The organism is Synechococcus sp. CBW1002, from assembly GCF_015840915.1.
Lineage (GTDB): Bacteria > Cyanobacteriota > Cyanobacteriia > PCC-6307 > Cyanobiaceae > CBW1002.
In genome coordinates this window covers 1,350,106-1,368,179 of sequence record NZ_CP060398.1, presented here as the reverse complement: position 1 = coordinate 1,368,179, position 18,074 = coordinate 1,350,106, and the positions used below count along the sequence as shown (strand labels likewise).

Sequence of the window (18,074 nt, the reverse complement as noted above, 5' to 3'; positions counted from 1 at the left end):
GGATCCCGGCAACGTGGGGGAAACGAGCCGGTTGCGACTGCCCGATTTCGTTGGCCTCGGGGCGCAGAAGGGGGGCACCACCAGCCTGCACCGCCTGCTGGCCGATCATCCACAGGTGTGGTTGCCCGCCAGCAAAGAGCTGCACTACTTCACCCTGAACCACGGGCGGGGCCCGATTTGGTACGGGCAGCACTATGCGGCGGCTCGGAACGATCAGCGCTGCGGCGACATCACGCCGTATTACCTGTTCCATCCGGCTGCACCGCAGCGGTTGCATGACCTGATCCCCGGCGCCCGACTGGTGGTGCTGTTGCGGGACCCGGTGGAGAGGGCTCTTTCCGGGTTGTTCCATTCGATCCGCCTGGGGTTGGAGTCGCTGCCGCCCGAGCAGGCCCTGGCCGCTGAGTCTGGTCGCCTGGCCGGAGCGGATGAGCAATTGCGGGCGGGCCTGTCGCAGCACCATTCACACCAGGTGCACAGCTACCTGAGCCGCAGCTGCTACGGCCCCCAGTTGGAACGCTACGAGGTCTTGTTCGCTCCGGAGCAGCTCCTGCTGATCAAGGCGGAGGATCTCTTCGACCGGCCGGAGCTGGTGTGGCCACGGCTGCTGGGTTTCCTGGGCCTCGACCCATCCCCCTTGCCGGAGCGGCTGCCTCGGCACAATGCGGGCGCCGGCGAGGCCGGACAGGTGCCGCAGGAGCTGCGACGCCAGTTGCGGCGTCAGCTGGAGCCGACCTACGACCAGATGGCCCGGCGCTACGGCATAACCTGGCCATGACCGGCGCCATGGTGCAGCACCTTGATGCAGTTCCACCGATGACAGCCAGCCTGCCGCCCAGCGGGGCTGAAGGGGTGGCCGAGCTGGGTCATCGCCGTTATGTCGGCGGGCTGTGGGAGGAGATCGGCCAGCTGCAGTTCGATTTCCTGCTGGCTCAGGGGCTGCAGCCGTCGCATGTGTTGCTCGACATCGCCTGTGGGGCGTTGCGGCTGGGCGTGAAGGTGATCCCCTACCTGGAGCCGGAGCACTACCTGGGCATGGAGAAGGAGGCTGCCCTGCTTCAGGCCGGACTGGAGCAGGAACTGACAGCGGCGGTGCGCCACCAGAAGCGGCCCCAGCTGCTGCAGGGTGCCGATTTCAGCTTTGAACGCTTCGGGCGACGGGTGGATCGGGCGATGGCCCAGTCGCTGTTCACCCATCTGCCGCCGGCCGCGATCGAGCAGTGCCTGCAACGCCTGCGGCCCTGCCTGCAGCCGGATGGGGTCTTCTACGCCACCTACTTCGAGGTGCTGCAGGAGCAGCGCAACCCCACCGAAGCCCACGACCACGGCTTCTTCGCTTACACGAAGCAGCAGATGGAGGGCTTTGGTGAGGCCCATGGCTACCGGGCCGAATATATCGGCGCCTGGAACCATCCCCGTGATCAGGTGATGGTGGCCTACCGCCCGGCGCCATGACAACGACGGGGCCGTCGCCCCTGCCCCAGAGCCCCACGCACCAGCTGGAGGCCTATCGCATCGCCATCTTCAAGGCCCACTGCAGCGTGGTGCTGGGCACCCACCTCGAGCCCTGGGCTCGCGCCCTGGCCAGCCAGCGGCAGCCGAGCGGTCCCCAGGATCCACACCTGCGGGCTGTGATCGTGGACGATCGCCCCACGCCGCTGTTGCGGATGACGGTGCTCAACACCTTGTTGATGGGGCGCCAACGCTGGGGAGTGACGCTCTACACGGCGCCCGCGTCTCTGGAGCGCAGTCGTGCGCTGTTCGCCGACCTGGCAGCGTGGGTGTCGGTGGTCGGGCTGCGGGCGGGAGAGGCCGACCACTTCGACTGGCTGGCCTACAACCGGCTGCTGAAGACGGCCGCGTTCTGGGCCCAGCTCCCCGCCCCGAAACTGCTCCTGTTTCAGACCGACACGTTGCTGATCGAGCCACCTGATCCTGCCGTCTTTGCCTATGGCTATGTGGGATCCCCCTGGGCCAAGGGCCGCCATGTGAGCCAGGCTTTCCCCCGCTACGGCGCCGATCTGGAGCCTCTGCCACCCGTCTGGCTGACCCGACGCTTCTGCAACACGGTGCCTGAGGGGATGAGCAATGGCAACGGTGGCCTCTCGGTGCGGGATCGCCAGCTGATGGTGCGCATCTGCCAGGCCGAAGCAGCGGCATCGCCGCCGGAGGAACCGGAGGACATCTTCTTCGCACGGCACCTGGCACGCCATGACCCCACTCCACCACCACCAACGGTGGTGGAGCGTTTCAGCTGTGAGACGGCCTATCACGCCAGTGCAGGCGCCCATGCCGCCTGGCGCTACCTGACAGCTGCGGAGGTGGCGGAGATGTATGAGCGCCACCTCAAACAGGTGCTGGCACTCACCTGCGCGCCGATATCCTGATCTGGCCGAAGAACATATTGAAAACCAGGCCTTAGTTGCACTCTCTATTGATAGTTTCGGCAAACGCGGGCGAGGCTGACTCCAGCCGTGAAAGACACCGAAGTCATGGAAGAGCCAACCCCATGAAGCGTTCCATTCTTCACGACGGACCTTAAGGGAATACCTGTGGCATTGATTGGCGCCACGATCCGGCGCAGCAGTGGAAAGCCAGGGTATTGCGCCCATATTGGGCCTTGGTGCTGGCGATGATCTCCGCCGGCAGAACAACAACGCCATGGCTGAGTTTCTGCATGTGGTTGATCCAGCGGAAGCCATGCTGCTCCGCTGCCAGGCCATAGATCCCGGGGGCGATCGGATCGCGGTGCCAGCTGCCATCGGGCTCCAGGAAAGGGCGGCACTCGTAGTAGGCCAGGCAGGAGCGCAGGAAGGGGTGCCCGGCAACCGCGCCCAGCACCGCCGCCTGCAGGCCGATGCCGGGTGGCGGTCCCTGGTGGCGAACGCCTGCCCGCCGGTTGCCATCAGCATCCAGCCAGGCGGCGCCGTTCCCGGCGGCAAAAGCCATGGGATTGAACTCCACCGCCGTGAACGCCTCGTAGCCCAGCAGGGGCTCCAGGGAACGCACGGCCAGCACATCCGCATCGAAATACACCCCCCCATGCTGAACAAGAAGCCAGAGCCGCAGCACATCGGAGGCAAAGGCCCACTGCCTCAGCGCGATCGCCTGCTGGGCGAAGAGGGGCAGGGCGCTCTGATCAAAATCGGCCAACGACCAGTGCCGGATCTGGAAGTCAGGCATCACCTGCTGCCACGACGCGATACAGCGGCGCATGAGCTCTGGCCTGGGCTCATCACTGAGCCAGAGGTAATGAAGGATTCGGGGAATCACCAGACCGGCCTGCTCAGGAGTCTGCCGATGGTATGGAGCTCCCGAGTGCCTGGTGGACCTGCGTGATCACACCGTCCCAGTCGCCGGGGCTGGGCTGACGGAACAGCCGGGCGCTGGGGTACCAGGGCGTATGTGTTCCCTCATTGCCCCACCACCAGAAGAACGATTGCGGAGCGGGCAACAGCATCCAGGTGGGCTTGCCGAGGGCGCAGGCCAGATGGGCCGTGGCGGTACTGATCGTGATCACAAGATCGCAGCTGGCAATCCAGGCGGCCAGGGCTTCCAGATCGTGGAAGAAATCGGCGTCCGGACGGTGAATCCCCAGACGTTCAAGCCCCTCAGCCTCCCCTGGCTCCAGGGCCCCATGCTGGAGGCTGATCCACTGGGTGTCGGCCTGGCCGGTCAGTGGTTCAAAACTGGCCAGGGGGATGGACTTCGGTCCGGCATAGATCGATCCCACGCTGCGCCAGCAGAGCCCCACCCGGCTCCTGTGGGTGGGGTGGGGCAGGCAGGCGCGCACCCGGGCCAGGTCGCTCTCCGCCCCTGGCCGCAGGAATGGACTGCGGCGGCGCAGCCAGGAAGCCTGGTCGAAGCCGCTGTGCAGACCGAGGCTGCCAAGCGGCAGGGCGGCGGTGATGTCGAGGCCCGCCAGGGAGTCCCCCTGGCTGATCACAGGCACACCGGGGAAGCTCCGTTGAACCAGCCGTTGGAGGCGGGCTGAGACCTCCAGCACCAGAGGCTGCCCCTGGGCGATCAAATCGCGCACCAGGCTGAGGAAGAGGATTTCCTCGCCGATCCCCTGCTCCCGCCAGATCAGCAGGGAGCCTGCAAGGGGGTGCTGGTCCACCTGCCCCTGCCAGCGGGGCAGGTGCTGATGCCGCTGGTGGGAGATCATCTGGGGAGCCAGCCAGCGGGTCTCGTAGTCGCGCCAGGTCGATGGCGTCCAGTCGCCGGCGAACAGGTCGAGAACGGCCCGGTTGAAGCGCCAGATCTCACGCTCGGGGTCGTCCTCCGGCATCAGGTTCCGGCCCCGCTCCACGCTCTCCTTCGCGGCCACCAGATCGCCACGCGAACGCTGCAGCTCGCTGCGCAGCAGGTGCGCCTTGGCCTGACCGGGATCACGCTGCAGCACCGTGTCCAGCAGACCCTGGGCGGCGTCAAGATCGTCTTCGGCGAGGCGCACGCTGGTGAGCACCAGCAGGGAGGGGATGTGGCTGGGATCGACCGTCAGGGCCCGTTCCACCATGGCCAGGGCTGTGGTCCTGTTCTTGAGCTCCAACAGCAACAGGGCCAGGAGATGGAGGCTTTCCAGGTGGGCTGGATCGTGCTCCAGCCCCTGCTCCAACACCTCCCGGGCCTGGTCCAGGGCACCGCGATCACGCAGCAGATTGGCCAGATTGACGCGGACATTGCTGAAACCAGGCTGTTTGCGGATCGCTTCGCCGTAAAGCGCCATGGCCTCCTCGCTGCGTCCATCGGCCTTGAGCAGGGCACCCAGGTTGGAGAGCAGGATGGGGTGGCGGTTCGTGGCCTGCAGGGCTGCCCTGTAGCCCGCTTCTGCGGCGGCGGTATCCCCACGGCGGTGGGCGGCGATCGCCGCTTGCACCAACGCATCGACCGAGCGCATGGGTCGCTGCCGGCCGGTGGCCCCGGGGGTGGGGCGGCCTCCGAATCCACCGGCTTTGGCCATGGCAGGAACTCCTGGGTAGCGAGGAAAGACAGGGCGGGGCCAAGCCCGATTCAGCCCACCGCGCGGCTGGCCACCAGCGACATGAGCGCCAGCTGGCGAGACAGGCACGGCTTGAGGCTGTAGTCGGCCAGAACGGTGGCACGGGCGGCGGCGCCGAGGCGCTCGGCCAGGGGACGATTGGCCAGCAGCTCGGCCACGCTGGCGGCGAGCTCGGCGGGAGAGAAGAAATCCACCAGCAGGCCGTTGTGACCGTGGCGGATCACCTCCTGCACCGGTGCGGTCGCCGACCCCACCACGGCGGCAGCGCAGGACATCGCCTCGAGCAGGCTCCAGCTCAGAACGAAGGGATAGGTGAGATAGACATGGGCGGCACTCAGCTGCAGCAGTGGAATGAACTGCTTGTACGGCAGATGGCCGCTGAAATGCACCCGGCTCGGATCGAACTGGCCCTCGATCTCGGCGAGAAAGCGGTCTTTCCATTCCCCTTCCTGGCAGACGGCGCCATAGCTCACCCCCTCGGTACGGCCCACGATCACCAGCCGGGCCTCAGGCGCCAGCCGCTGCAGCTCCGGGATGGCCCGGATCATGGTGTGGCAGCCGCGATAGGGCTCAAGACACCGGTTCACAAAGGTCACGATCGGCTCGCCCTGACGCAGGGTGGTGCCGTCGGGAAGGGTCAGGGGCGGAGCATCGGCGCGGGGTCTCGCATGGTGGGTGTCGATGCCGTCGTGGATCACGCTCAACCTTGAGCGCCAGGCGGGTGGGAAGCTGCTGCGCTGGAAGGCGGTGGGTGTGACGCTCCAGTTGCTGATCTCGAGATTGAGCAACAGGTTGGCCGTTTTCATGCGGATGCGGGCGCAATCCTGCCAGCTGGGGATGCCCTGAAGTTCGGGATCAAAGTCATAGTCGAAACCATGGGCCTGGTAGAAGAATTCCTGATAGGTGAGGATCGGCGCTTCCGGCCAGAGATCCCGCAGAAAGAGCATTTCGCCCCAGCCGGGGTGACCGCAGATCAGATCCGGGCTGAAGCCCTGTTCGCGTAAACGATGGGCTGCGGTGGCGCAGGCCTCACCACGGATGGTCTTGGTCTCCACATCCTGCACCCAGGGCTGCAGATCTGTAGCGCTGGCGCGCCGAATGCCATAGCGCACATGGGTGACACCGGCGGGGATCGGTTCGCTGGGCTCCTCGATCGCCAGGGCCACCAAGCGGTTCCCCCCCGCCTTGGCCAGTGCGCGCACGATGTGGCGGTACTGGCCGGGGAAGTTCTGATGAACGAAGAGGATGTTCAAGGGGCTGGAGGTGGCGGAACCTAAAATCGTGGTGCTCAGTGTGCCGCATGAACAGGATGGCCAGGCCTTGTGGCGTGCGTGTTGCCATCCCCCACTATTTCGATGATCGTGGCAGCGAGCAAGGCTATGGATCGCGGAACGGGAAACGGCTGAGCCGTTCTCTGGCCCTGGCTCGCTGTCTGGGATCGGTGCTGGGGCTGGCACGGTCTGAACGGGAAAGCGTGCTCGACATCGCCGGGCGGGGCCTGCGCACCACAGCGGAGCCGGTGTATCCAACCCAGCGCCTGGCTGGGATTGCAATCGAATGCCATGTGTTCGTGACCGGCGACGCCTGGCTTGAGGAGGTGCTGACCTGCTTCAGCGACCGTCTGCATGTTCATCGCCTCGACCTGGAGGATCCACGCGACCTGCCGGCGGCGGCGCGACAGCACCTGCTGGAGCGGGATCCAGTGGCTGATCTGAGCCTGTACCTGGAGGATGACCTGGTGATCCAGGATCCGGATTACCTCGACAAGCTGCTCTGGTGCGCCCAGCTCACGGAGCAGCGGGTGGTGCTGATGCCGCACCGCTACGAGCTGCGGTCCAGGCTGGGCCTGGGCCGCCTGTTCGTCGATGGTCCTCTCGATTGGTCGACCCTGGTGGCGGCGAATCCGATGCTGGCCCGGCACCGTCCGCAGGCGAATGTGGCCGAAGCCTGCTGGAGAAACGGTGAGATGCTGCACTTCGATCGTGCCAGCAATCCCCATGCCGGCAGTTTTGCCCTGAGCCGGCCGCAGCTGCAGCAGCTGCGCCAGCAAGCAGACCTGCCCCGGGACGGCTTTGTGGGCCCCCTGGAAACCGTGGCCACCTATACGGTGCTGCAACATTTCGAGGTCTGGAAACCAGCCTGGAACTGCCGGCAGTTCCTGACGATCGAACACGGCTATCCCAGCTTTCTGGGCTATACGAACCATCTGCCCAACCTGGGCACAATCGGCTGAATCGACCACCAAGCCTTGACACGAAACGAAGAGCAAGCCAATCACGACAAAGCCCCTCCAAAGGAGGGGCGAGAGAACATTCCAAAAACTCTGCAACCCGCAGAGTGAATGGAAATTAGATGAAGTTTGCCTGGGAGAAGGTGGTGGTGAATGCCACATTTTTAAGCACAACCAGGTTATTAGTAAACCCATCAAGAGGATTGAAATCTTCGTCCTGGGCAACGCCAATCAGAACATCGTTGCCACTAAAGCTGAACGTGAAGTCATCCAGATCGGCATTATAAGAACCCCGAATAGCGTAGTTCTCACCAACAGCAAAGTTGCTTGACAAGACGCCCGTTCCACCATCGAAACTGGTAAGCACTGCGTCAGGATTGAAGATGTTAAAATTATTGGCAATCACATTTGTACCGGCCCCTGCATCCCAATCGGTGATGATGTCAACCGCATCGTTGCCGCTGAATTCAACGCCAACGGTATAGACATTGCCGCCAACTAACACACTGACAAAACTACCGTCGTCAGTCTCGAACTCGTTGTAACGGAACTGGTTGCTGCCGGTGCCACCGGAGAGGATGTCACCATCTTCACCACCCACGAGGATGTCGTTCAAGTCACCACCGAAGATGGTGTCGACTCCAAGGCCACCAAACAAGCTGTCGGCACCATCACCACCGACGATATAGTCGCCATAGTCAAAAGAGTCGCGATAATCGCCATCCTCGCCACCATGAATATAATCCAGTACATGAATATCCTGCAGCTCCATGGCAATCTTCATAACAGGGAAGATTTGCCGATCTCCAACGATGTAATCGTTGCCCGCATCACCGAAAAGCCGATCACTACCGATGCCGCCATAGATAACATCATTGCCATTACCACCGAAGATCAGAAGGCCCGATTCGGAATCTTCGGCAAAGATGCTGTCATCACCATCGCCACCTTCCACAACAGATCCAGCGAAGGAGCCGTCGATATCCAGCTCGATGGTGTCGTTGCCCAGGTTGCCACCGATCACGGTGTTATTGACATTGTCGTTAAAGCCGGAATCGACCGTGACAACGTCATCGCCTTGGCCACCAAAGATAGACGATCCGTTAATGTTGACTGAACCATAGTCGCTATCAACATAGACAAAGTCTCCACCCATGTTGCCATTCAGAAGGGTGCTCTGGATGGGGCCAACATAGAGTTGGTCGTCGCCTTGACCACCATTGATCGTGGAGGCGATGGCAGCAATCCCGAGCTGATTGTTGCCGATCACATCATCGCCAATATTGCCGCTGATCAGGCCAGCAGACCAGACATTCCCAGAGAAGATCGAGACTTTTCTGTTGAAGGCGATGAAGGTGCTGGAATCACCGGCAACAATATTTTGCGTGATCAGATCATTGCCTTGACCACCGCGAATGGTGGAGAGATTCTGACTACCCTCGAAGGCGATGAAGTCATTACCAGCCTCGCCATTAGCCTCAAAGTTGGTCGAGCCGTTGGGAAGATCAAAGATGACGATCGAATCAGCCCCTTCCGTACCTTGGAAGGTTGTTGCGGCCGAGTCTGAGCCAGGAAGAGTCGAAAAGCCATCGCAGTGCATTGGCGCTGAATATGTTGGTTATTCTACACTTTTGCGACAGTCTTGTCCACCTCAAGGGTGCTGCTGCTGCCCGCAACTCAGAGAGAGCACGCATGGCCATGGCGACCCAGCACCTAGCACAAGAAAAAAGCCCCTCCGAAGAGGGGCCCAAAAACGTTCCAGAGGCTTTGCAACCCGCAGAGGGGTTGGAATCAGACGAAGTTCGCCTGGGAGAAGGTAGTTGTGAACGCTACATTGGTGAGGACCACCAGATTATTGGTGAATCCGTCAGGTCCAGGATTGAACGGACCGTCTTGTTGGGCCGTACCAATCAGAACATCGCTGCCAAACTGATTGAAGGTGAAGTTATCCAGATCGGCGTTGTAGGAGCCGCGAACGGCGTAGTTTTGTTCATCAGTAAAGTTGTCAGCGAAGACACCCTGTCCACCGTCGAAGTTGGTGAGCACAACGCCAGGATCAAAGACGTTGAAGTTGTTGGCAATCACGTTGGTTCCGGCCGAAGCATCCCAATCGGTGATGATGTCAACCCTATCGTCGCCATTGAATTCAACGCCAATGGTATAGATGTTGTCGTCAACCAAGACATTGACGAAACTACCGGAGTCAGTGTCGCTGGAGTTGTAGCGGAACTGGTTGCTGCCGGTACCGCCGGAGAGGATGTCAGCGTCTTCGCCACCCACGAGGATGTCGTTCAGATCACCGCCGAAGAGCCTGTCGCGACCATAGCCACCGAAGAGGCTGTCAGCGCCATCGCCACCAACGAGGTAGTCGTCGCCACCGAGGCCCTTGATGTAATCATTGCCGGCTTCGCCGAAGATGTCATCACCAGCGCCGTAGTCGCCGTAATAATCTCCACCGGCACCGACGATGTAATCGTTGCCTTCGCCACCGAAGATCAGCAGGCCGGTGCTCGAACGACCAGCGAAGATGCCATCATCGCCATCGCCACCTTCAACTACAGAGCCCGCGAAGGAGGCATCGATATCAAGGATAATGGTATCATTACCCAGGTTGCCGCCGATGACGGTGTTGTTGATGTTGTCGTTGCGATCGGAATCAACCGAGAGGAAGTCATCACCCTGACCACCAAAGATGGACGATCCGTTGATGTTGACCGAGCCATAGTCGCTATCGACGAACACCCGGTCAGCACCCATGTTGCCATTGAGCAGGGTGCTCTGGATGGGGCCGACATACAGTTGGTCATCGCCTTGACCACCATTGATGGTGGAAGCAATGGCGGCAATACCGAGCTGGTTATTGCCGATCACATCATTACCCATGTTGCCGCTGATCAGACCAGCGGACCAGATATTTCCGAAGTAATCGGTGATGATGTTCTGAGTGATCAGATCATTGCCCTGGCCACCGCGGATGGTGGAAAGATTCTGAGAGCCCTCGAAGGCAATGAAATCATCGCCTCCCTCACCATTGGCCTCGAAGTTGGTGGAGTCGTCGGGCAGATCAATGATGACGACTGAATCAGCACCTTCAGTACCCTGGAAGGTGGTTGCCGCTGAAGCGGATCCGGGAAGGGTGGTAAAAGCCACAGTGGTTTTCTGGGTTGCAGGAACGCTGATGAACTGTACGCTTAAAAGCGCATCCATGCCAGTTTATCAGTGCCTTGATCGGCCGGCAAGCAGGCTGGCACAGTCACGAGGGGCCAGAGAGATCGCTGTCGTCGCAAGGGTTTTGACTGACGGGCCTCGACCGGCGGAGCCACGGGTGATTGAGTCCACTGTTCGTGGATTCACACATTACAACGGAGTCTCACCTGGCGCAATTGATCAGGACTGCGCCCTGTCAGATGCGCCGGATGCTGTTGGCCTTGTCGCGGAAGGTGCCGAGCAGAAGCTCCAGGTAGGAAACCTTGCGAAGCTTGATGTTCGCTTCCACCGACATCCCCACCTGCAGGGGCAGATCTTTGCCATCGCGCGCCTTCAGCCCCTGACTGGCGAGGCTGATTTTGGCTGGATAGCGATAGCTGGACGCCGCTTCACCGGATTTGTTCGGATCCGGGGGCAGGGCATCGGAACCGATCTGGCGCACCTCGCCCTTGAGAGAGCCGAAATCAGAGGCTGGGTAGGAGTCGACGCTGATCTCCACGGGCATTCCCACTTTCACAAAGCCAATGTCGCGGCTGCTGATCTCAGCACGAACCTCCAGATCTTTCTGCGGCACCACCGTGAGGATCGGCTCTGTGCCCTGGGCGGCAAAGCCAATCGATTTAGGCTTGAGGTTGAACACCACCCCATCGACAGGGGAACGAATCTCCTGGTAGCGGAGCGTGGTGCTGGCCTCGACCAGATCGCTGCGGAGTTGTTCAAGGGCGGCACGCAACTGCTGCGTTTGCTGATCGAGCACCGCCTGCTGCCGCAGACGTTCGATGCGATTCTGCATCAGCCGGCCGTGGGTCTCCTTGACCTTGTTCTGCTGCTGTAAAAACTGGAGCTCGGCAGAGGCACCCTCACGAGCCAGCTGCTCAAAGCGATTCATGATTTCCGTATCGAGCCTCAGATTATTGCTGAGCATGTCGGCTTCGGCTGCATTGAGCTCGAGGTAGCGCTGCAGCTCCTTCTGCTTCAGATTTAATTCTCTCTGCTTGAGGTTGATAGCCTCCTGCAAGGAATTCACCTGCTGGCGGCTGGCTTTCTGGTCGAGTTGAATCAAAACCTGGCCCGCTTTCACCGCTTGGCCCTCTTTCACCAGAATATCGGCGGCGACTCCGCCCAGAGGCATCTGGATCTCCCGCACGGCACCGATCGGCTCAAGACTGCCCGGTGCGATCACCACTTCATCGGTGCGGGCCAGGGCCAGCCATCCCACAGCAAACACGGTTGTGCTCACCAGACTCAGGCTGACGGCGTGCATCCAGCGTCGTGATTGACGCAGGGCTGCAGCGTTGGCGGGTTGCTCAGGTGCCGACAGGTGCCCAGAGTTGGTGTTGCCTTTGCGTTGATCGAGATGGATCATCAACCTGCCTCCTGCTGACGATAAAGCGCGTAGTAGCGGCCCCGCAATGCCATCAACTCATCGTGGGTGCCCGTCTCCACGATCGCGCCCTGATGCATCATCACAATCAGATCGGCACGACGGATCGTTGAGAGACGGTGCGTGATGAAGAACACCGTGCAATCGTGCAGGGCTTCGACCAGGTTGTCGCACACCCTGCGCTCGGTGTCGTAATCCAGGGCACTGGTGGCTTCATCCATCACCAGCAATTTCGGGCGGCTGAGCAGGGTGCGTGCGATGGCGATGCGCTGGCGTTGGCCTCCGCTCAGACCAGCGCCCCGCTCTCCGACCGGAGAGCTGTAACCACTGGGGAGGTCCATGATGAACTCGTGGGCGCAGGCCAGCTGGGCGGCTTGAACCAGGGCATCGCTCTCGGCATCGGGCTGCGTCAAAGCGATATTTTCAGCGACCGTTCCAGAGAACAAGAGGGGATCCTGCGGCACAATGCCAATCTGACGGCGAAGCGAATAGAGTTCTACCTTGTCGATGTCGTAATTGTCGATCAGAATACGGCCTTCATCTGCGTTATAAAGACGAGGCAACAACTTCATCAACGTACTCTTGCCGCTGCCGCTCTGACCCACAATGCCCACAAAGGTTCCGCTTGGGATTGTCAGATCAATATTCTTCAGGACCGGAGGCTGATCGGCGCGAAAGCGGAAGCTCACGTTCTCAAAGACCACATTGCCGCAGATCGGAGGCAGCGGGATCTTGGCCTGATCGGCTTCATCCGATTCCTGGGGCGTGTCAATCACATCAGCCAATCGCTCGAATGAGACTCGAAGTTCCTGAACGGTCTGCCAGATACTGGAAAGCCGCAGAATCGGCTGCGTCACATAGCTGCTCAGAATTCGGAAAGCGATCAGCTGGCCCAGGGTGAGATCTCCACTCAGAACCAGGGTGGCTCCCATCCAAAGCACCAGAAGCTGTGAAATCTTCTGCAGGACCTGGCTCGTCTGGCTGAGGGCCGTGCCCGTAATGGTTTTTTCAAAACTGTGGGCAATGTACTGATCATAAAATTCTTGCCACTTCCAGCGGCTCACCATCTCGACATTCTGGGCTTTCACCGTCTGAACGCCGGTCAGCACTTCCACAAGATGGCTCTGGGTTTTGGCGTTGGACTCTGCAGACTTGCGATATTGCCTGCGAAACAGTGGTGCTCCCAGGACAGTCAGGCCAATCTGGATTGGCAGCACCGACAAGGCCACCAATGTAAGAACCCAGCTGTAGAGCACCATCACAGCGATGTAGATCACCGAAAACGCCGCATCCAGCACGGTGGTGAGGGCCTGTCCCGTCAGAAAATTGCGAATTTTCTCAAGCTCTGCAACACGCGAGCTCAGTTCACCCACGGGCCTGCGATCGAAGTAGTTCAGCGGCAGACGCAGGAGATGGTCGATGATCTCAGCACCCAGGCGCTGGTCGATGCGATTGGTCGTCTCGGTGAAGAGGAAGGTGCGCAGGCTGGTCAGGACCCCCTCGAGCAACGACACCACCAAAAGGGCAATGCCAAGGACCTGCAGGGTGTCAAGACTGCGTTGCCGGATCACCTTGTCGATGATCACCTGAATCAACAGCGGGTTGGCCAGGGTGAACAGCTGCACCACAAAGCTGGCCGCCAGAACCTGCAACAGCACACCCCGGTAGCGCTTCAGTGCCGGCCAGAACCAGGATGGGCCGAACTTCTGCTCCGGGGTGGCGTTGGTTCGATCCACCACCAGCAGAGCGATACCGTCGGGAAACTCCTGCTCCAGCTGCTCGGGTCGCAACTCCACCAGCCCTCTGCTGGGGGATGCCAGGGTCATGCCCCGCGCATGGCTGCGGCGGACCAGGGCAAAGCCTTCTTTCCAGCTGACCAGAGCGGGGGTCTGCAGGCGGGTGCCCTGGCTGGCTGGCACCCTCGTACCCATCACATGAAGGCCCAGGTTGGAGGCCAGCTGGCCGCAGAGCTGCAGATTCGGCTGTTGCCCCCGCCGCAGGGCATCCTGCATCACCTTGTCGATGGCATCGCGCCGGAAGGCCAGCTTCATGTCGAAGGCCAGCATCTGCAGGCAGGCCACCGCCTCCTGGGCTGCCCCGTTGGCCCGGATCAGCTTGCCCCGGGGTTTGCCTGCGAAGCTGAGCTCGCTGACCTGGGGGGATTCCGGTGCCACCTCCGCCGCGATCGGAACGGCCTGGCCAGGGGTTGGCTCGGGTTCCGCCAAGGGGGGCTGATCGGGCTGCCGCAGCAGGGTGTCCAGCAATCCCTGCGGCAGGCTGAGCAGGCGCAGACCGAAGGGTCCGGCGGCGTTGGGAAGGGCGGCACCCTCTTTGAGAAGGCTGGAGAGGGGGGGGCCGCCATCAGCACAGAGGCTGGCCAGAAAAATCTCGCGGCCTTCGGCCCGCAGAGCCTGAATGGCCGGGATCGTGAGGGGAACACTCCGGGCCTCGGCGATGGCCTGGGCCAGGACATCGCGCACCGAGCTGCCGTTCAGAGCCTGACGATGGCTGTGACTGTCGAGCAGCGCCGCCACCTCCGCCCGCCAGACCGTTTCGAGGCACCATTGGCGAAAGCTGGGTTCGGTGCGGTGCAGTTCCAGGATGTGCTGATCGTCCAGACAGGCGGCCAGCAGCTCCGTGGCGGCACTCACCGATTCACAGGGCTCACCCCGCAGCAGCGACACCACACCAACCAGGTCTCCGGGGCCCAGGCGTGAGAGGGTGGTCATCCTTCCCTGCTCACGGCCCAGCAGGCGGGCCTGACCCTGGAGAATCACCATCACCTTGGCGGGAAGAATCCTGCCATCGGTGAGGCTCTGCCCAACGCGGAAACGCACCAGCTTGGCGTGCTCAGCAAGCAGACGCTGGCCCGAGGAGCTCAGATTCTGGAAGGCCGCATGACGCTGCAGACTTGAGGCTGGGGTGAGGGTCATACGGTAGGGACCGGAGAGGCCGCCGTGAGGTTGGTGAGTCTAAGGTTGGTCTCAGAGTCGACCCATTGTTCGAACAGCTCCCGCGCCATGCGATCCGCCATGGCATCGTCGAACCTGGCCGGCCGGTAGCTCTCCAGGCGGAGGATCAACCACCACTTCTCGAGACGAAAGGGCTCGTGCAGGATCCCCTTCGAGGTGGTGCGCAGGCGCTCGGCCAGAGCCGGATGCGCCTGGGTGAGAGGGACAGGGCCGACCAAGCCTCTGGCTGCCTTTTCGGGACCCTCGGAGTGGCTCGCGGCAAGGTCGGCGAAGCTGGCTTCTTCGTCGGCGATCCTGAGGTAGAGCTCACGGGCCAGATAGGGATCTCCGACCCGGATGAGGCTGTACACCACCTGATCGAGCTGGTTCTTGCGCTCAAGAAAGTGGGACTCGGCCTTGGGAAGAAAATGCTCTCGGACGTAGTGAGAGATCCTCGGTGGCAGGGTCATCTGCCAGGCAAGGGCCTCATCAGAGAGTCCGTTATGCATCTGGAATGCCTGCTCCAGGTCAGGGCTGCTGATTCCGTGTCGCTGCTTGAAACGCTGGCGGGATTGCTCCAGCTCCCCATCCTCGAGCTGGACAGTGCCAATGGTCTCCTCAACCACTTCGCAGCGCACCAATTTCCGCAGCAGATTGTGCCGCTGCAGAAAAGCCAACGTATCCGGCGGAAGGGACAGGATCCTATCACTCATTCCTCAGATCTTAAGGGGCGACTCCCGCCAGGCGGCCTCCCCCCCCGACCACTCGTGGCACCGCCTACGGGGTTCGGTCGAGCGTTTGACCGCGCGCCCCCCGGTAGTGCATGATTGGCCCATCGGGAACGCGCCGATCATGTTGGTGTGTGGCTCAAGCCACAGCCAACCTGCGGATGTAGCTCAGTGGTAGAGCATCTCCTTGCCAAGGAGAGGGTCGAGAGTTCGAATCTCTTCATCCGCTTACTGGTCATTCCGTTTACCTGTTGATCTGCTTGATCATTAGTTTTTGTTGTTCATTGGCCTCGAAACCCAGCTTTTCATAGAAACCCTGGCTGTTGGTGGTCATCAGATAAGTGCGTTCGATGCCCGCCAAGCCGGGGGCCTGGATCAGTTCCTCCACGATGCGGCGCCCCAGCCCCAGGCCCTGTTGCTCCTCCGCCACCATCACATCCCAGAGCACGGCCCTGTAGGCCCCATCGCTGGTGGCCCGTCCGAATCCCACCAGACGGCTGCCTGACCAGGCACTGACCACGGCCTGGCTGCCCTGGAGCATGCGGCGCAGCCTCTGGCGATCGCGGCCGCAGGCCCAGAAACTGTGGGTATCGAACAGCCGCTGGAGCTGGCCAATCGCATCGCGGGGTTGCAGGTTGGGACCCAGTCCCCAGCGCAGTCCCGGCGCGCCCGGACGATGGCGGATCAGACGAATCAAGGGTTCACCGGTTCGTTGGAGCGATCGGGTCCTTGGACCGATCGGGAAGCGAGCCGTCCGATCTTCGCCCCACGCTTCTGCTGCAGACTTTCCGACGACCCGCTTGGCCACGCATCAATTTGCCACGCATCGACGAGATCACGCTGTTTCATCCTCCTGGCCGCTTTCCACGCCGCAAGAACCCCTTCGGCAAGGACATCGCCAATGCAGGCCTCTTCGGTGCGCTGGTGCGGCATGGTGCCTACCGCCGGGTCAACGTGCTCAACCAGCCCGGCATCCCCGCAGACCAGATCGCCGCCGATCTCTTCCCTGATCAGGAGGTTCCGCTGACGCTGGAGAGCGGAAGCCTCCTCTCCACCACATTGCCGGCTCGCAGCGGCGTGGTGCTGCGCGGCCAGCCCTACCTGTCCGAGCTGGCCTGGCTGCGCCGCGCCCACGGGCTGGATGGGGACTACAGCCTGGTGGGCCTGATCCATACCATTGCCCCGCCCGCAATCCGGGAAATGATCGGGGCGGCCGCTCTGGCTCCCGTGCACGACTGGGATGCGCTGGTCTGCACCTCGCCGGCGGTGCAGGAGGCCATCACCGCCATGTTCGAGGCCTGGACCGGCCATCTGCACGATCGCTTTGGCGGCCTCCGATCACCTCGGCCCCGTCTCCCGCTGATTCCACTCGGGGTGGACGTGGAGACCATCGCCGATCAGGCGTCAGCCCCGGCGGCCCGCTCGGAGCTGCGCAGCCGCTGCGGCCTCGACGATGACGCGGTGCTGGTGCTGTGGGTGGGGCGTCTGTCGTTCTTCGAGAAGGCCTTCCCCCAGGCGATGTTCCAGGCGGTGCAGGAGGCGGCCGTCAAGACTGGCCGACGCCTTGATTTCGCCCTGGTGGGCTGGTATCCCAACGGTGACGACGACCGGCGGCGCTACCACGAGGCGGCTGCAGCGCTGGCGCCTGATGTGCAGATCCACGACCTGGACGGCAACGATCCAGCCGTCGTGGCCCAGGCCTGGGCTGCCGCAGACATCTTCCTCTCCTTGGTGGACAACGTTCAGGAGACCTTCGGGCTGGCGCCTGTGGAGGCCATGGCCGCCGGCCTGCCCGTGGTGGTGAGCGACTGGGACGGCTACCGCTACACCGTGCGCCATGCATCGGAGGGATTCCTGATCCCCACCCTGGGCATGACCGGCTCCGGGCCGGGTGAACTGCTCGCCCATCTCCACAGCTTTTCGCAGGAGACCTATCAGACCTACGTGGGGGCTGTGGCTCAGCACACCGCCGTCCACGTGGGAGAGGCCGCCGCCGCGCTGACCCGTCTGATCGACTCGCCCGAGCTGCGGCGCAGCATGGGCGCCGCCGGGCAGAAGCGTGCCAGGGAGATGTTCTCCTGGCCCGTGGTGGTGAGCCAGTACAACGATCTCTTCGCTGACCTGGCCGAACGGCGCCACCAGGCCCCGCCGCTGCCCCTGCCCCATCCCCATCGGCTGCATCCGCTGCGGGGTGATCCCTTCGCCGACTTCGCCGGCTTCGCCAGCCAGGTGCTCGAGCCGACCCGGCGGCTTCGCTTCCGGCAGGGGATGGGTGCCCATTCCCTGAACAGGATCAGAGGCGTCGAGCTGGATCGGTTTTTTCCCGGCCTGCGAGCCTCCCCCCGGGAGACCCAGCAGATGCTGGAGCTGCTGGCCCGGGCCGAACCGACCATCGGTCTGGACGCCGCAACGATCGAGGCGGCCTTCGCCCCCAACCGCCGGCCGTTCGTGCGCGCCTCCCTGGTGTGGCTCGCCAAGCTCGGCATCCTCGACTGGTTGCCGGTGCAGGCGGACGCAGAGGCGGGCTCTCCAGCCCCGGAGCACCCAGGTAGGGTGCCAAAAGCTCGGTAGG

At 62.3% G+C, this 18,074-nt stretch carries 14 protein-coding genes and 1 tRNA gene; 6 read left to right on the top strand and 9 right to left on the bottom strand.

All coding sequences use genetic code 11. The features are described 5' to 3' along the window. The first annotated feature begins 31 nt into the window (after positions 1-31). The 3 genes from H8F24_RS06500 to H8F24_RS06490 are packed head-to-tail and all read left to right on the top strand — an operon-like array spanning position 32 to position 2,387. Entirely contained in the window at positions 32-778 is a 747-nt protein-coding gene (locus H8F24_RS06500; RefSeq protein WP_197171495.1) for a sulfotransferase, read from the top strand. Beyond that, positions 775-1,455 (top strand): cyclopropane-fatty-acyl-phospholipid synthase family protein, encoded by a 681-nt coding sequence (locus tag H8F24_RS06495; RefSeq protein WP_197171493.1) that lies wholly within the window; start codon positions 775-777, stop codon positions 1,453-1,455. Before H8F24_RS06500 ends, H8F24_RS06495 begins: the two co-directional genes overlap by 4 nt. Next, complete coding sequence (locus H8F24_RS06490; RefSeq protein WP_197171492.1) at positions 1,452-2,387, top strand: DUF5672 family protein; 936 nt, start codon at positions 1,452-1,454, stop codon at positions 2,385-2,387. Before H8F24_RS06495 ends, H8F24_RS06490 begins: the two co-directional genes overlap by 4 nt. A gap of 151 nt (positions 2,388-2,538) precedes the next feature. Here the strand turns inward: H8F24_RS06490 and H8F24_RS06485 are convergent, their stop codons facing one another. The 3 genes from H8F24_RS06485 to H8F24_RS06475 are packed head-to-tail and all read right to left on the bottom strand — an operon-like array spanning position 2,539 to position 6,255. After that, complete coding sequence (locus tag H8F24_RS06485; protein ID WP_197171490.1) at positions 2,539-3,273, bottom strand: glycosyltransferase family 32 protein; 735 nt, start codon at positions 3,271-3,273, stop codon at positions 2,539-2,541. Between the two features lie 13 nt (positions 3,274-3,286). Next, positions 3,287-4,963 (bottom strand): tetratricopeptide repeat protein, encoded by a 1,677-nt coding sequence (locus H8F24_RS06480; RefSeq protein ID WP_197171489.1) that lies wholly within the window; start codon positions 4,961-4,963, stop codon positions 3,287-3,289. 50 nt (positions 4,964-5,013) lie between these two features. After that, the gene (locus H8F24_RS06475) at positions 5,014-6,255 is read right to left on the bottom strand and encodes a glycosyltransferase family 4 protein (RefSeq protein WP_197157555.1); all 1,242 of its coding nucleotides are present in this window, start codon (positions 6,253-6,255) and stop codon (positions 5,014-5,016) included. A gap of 56 nt (positions 6,256-6,311) precedes the next feature. Between H8F24_RS06475 and H8F24_RS06470 the strand changes: the two genes are divergently transcribed. After that, on the top strand, positions 6,312-7,235 hold the full coding sequence (locus H8F24_RS06470; RefSeq protein ID WP_197171487.1) for a hypothetical protein: 924 nt from the start codon (positions 6,312-6,314) through the stop codon (positions 7,233-7,235). A 115-nt stretch (positions 7,236-7,350) separates the two neighbouring features. Here the strand turns inward: H8F24_RS06470 and H8F24_RS06465 are convergent, their stop codons facing one another. From H8F24_RS06465 to H8F24_RS06445, 5 genes are all read right to left on the bottom strand, one after another. After that, entirely contained in the window at positions 7,351-8,832 is a 1,482-nt protein-coding gene (locus tag H8F24_RS06465) for a calcium-binding protein (RefSeq protein WP_197171485.1), read from the bottom strand. 191 nt (positions 8,833-9,023) lie between these two features. After that, positions 9,024-10,439, bottom strand: coding sequence for a calcium-binding protein (locus tag H8F24_RS06460; RefSeq protein WP_197171483.1), 1,416 nt, complete (start codon positions 10,437-10,439; stop codon positions 9,024-9,026). Positions 10,440-10,635: 196 nt separating this feature from the next. After that, the gene (locus H8F24_RS06455) at positions 10,636-11,805 is read right to left on the bottom strand and encodes an HlyD family secretion protein (protein ID WP_197157563.1); all 1,170 of its coding nucleotides are present in this window, start codon (positions 11,803-11,805) and stop codon (positions 10,636-10,638) included. Further along, positions 11,805-14,756, bottom strand: coding sequence for a peptidase domain-containing ABC transporter (locus tag H8F24_RS06450; protein WP_197171481.1), 2,952 nt, complete (start codon positions 14,754-14,756; stop codon positions 11,805-11,807). The genes H8F24_RS06455 and H8F24_RS06450 overlap by 1 nt, the downstream gene beginning before the upstream one ends. Then, positions 14,753-15,487 (bottom strand): peptidylprolyl isomerase, encoded by a 735-nt coding sequence (locus H8F24_RS06445; RefSeq protein WP_197171479.1) that lies wholly within the window; start codon positions 15,485-15,487, stop codon positions 14,753-14,755. The genes H8F24_RS06450 and H8F24_RS06445 overlap by 4 nt, the downstream gene beginning before the upstream one ends. A 172-nt stretch (positions 15,488-15,659) precedes the next feature. On the opposite strand from H8F24_RS06445, the gene H8F24_RS06440 reads away from it, so the two are divergent. Further along, a tRNA-Gly gene (locus H8F24_RS06440) sits at positions 15,660-15,731 on the top strand. A 15-nt stretch (positions 15,732-15,746) separates the two neighbouring features. Here the strand turns inward: H8F24_RS06440 and H8F24_RS06435 are convergent. Further along, a complete protein-coding gene (locus H8F24_RS06435) occupies positions 15,747-16,199 on the bottom strand; it encodes a GNAT family N-acetyltransferase (protein WP_197157569.1) in 453 nt (150 codons plus the stop codon). 119 nt (positions 16,200-16,318) lie between these two features. On the opposite strand from H8F24_RS06435, the gene H8F24_RS06430 reads away from it, so the two are divergent. After that, entirely contained in the window at positions 16,319-18,073 is a 1,755-nt protein-coding gene (locus H8F24_RS06430; RefSeq protein ID WP_197171478.1) for a glycosyltransferase family 4 protein, read from the top strand. Position 18,074: the final 1 nt, after the last annotated feature.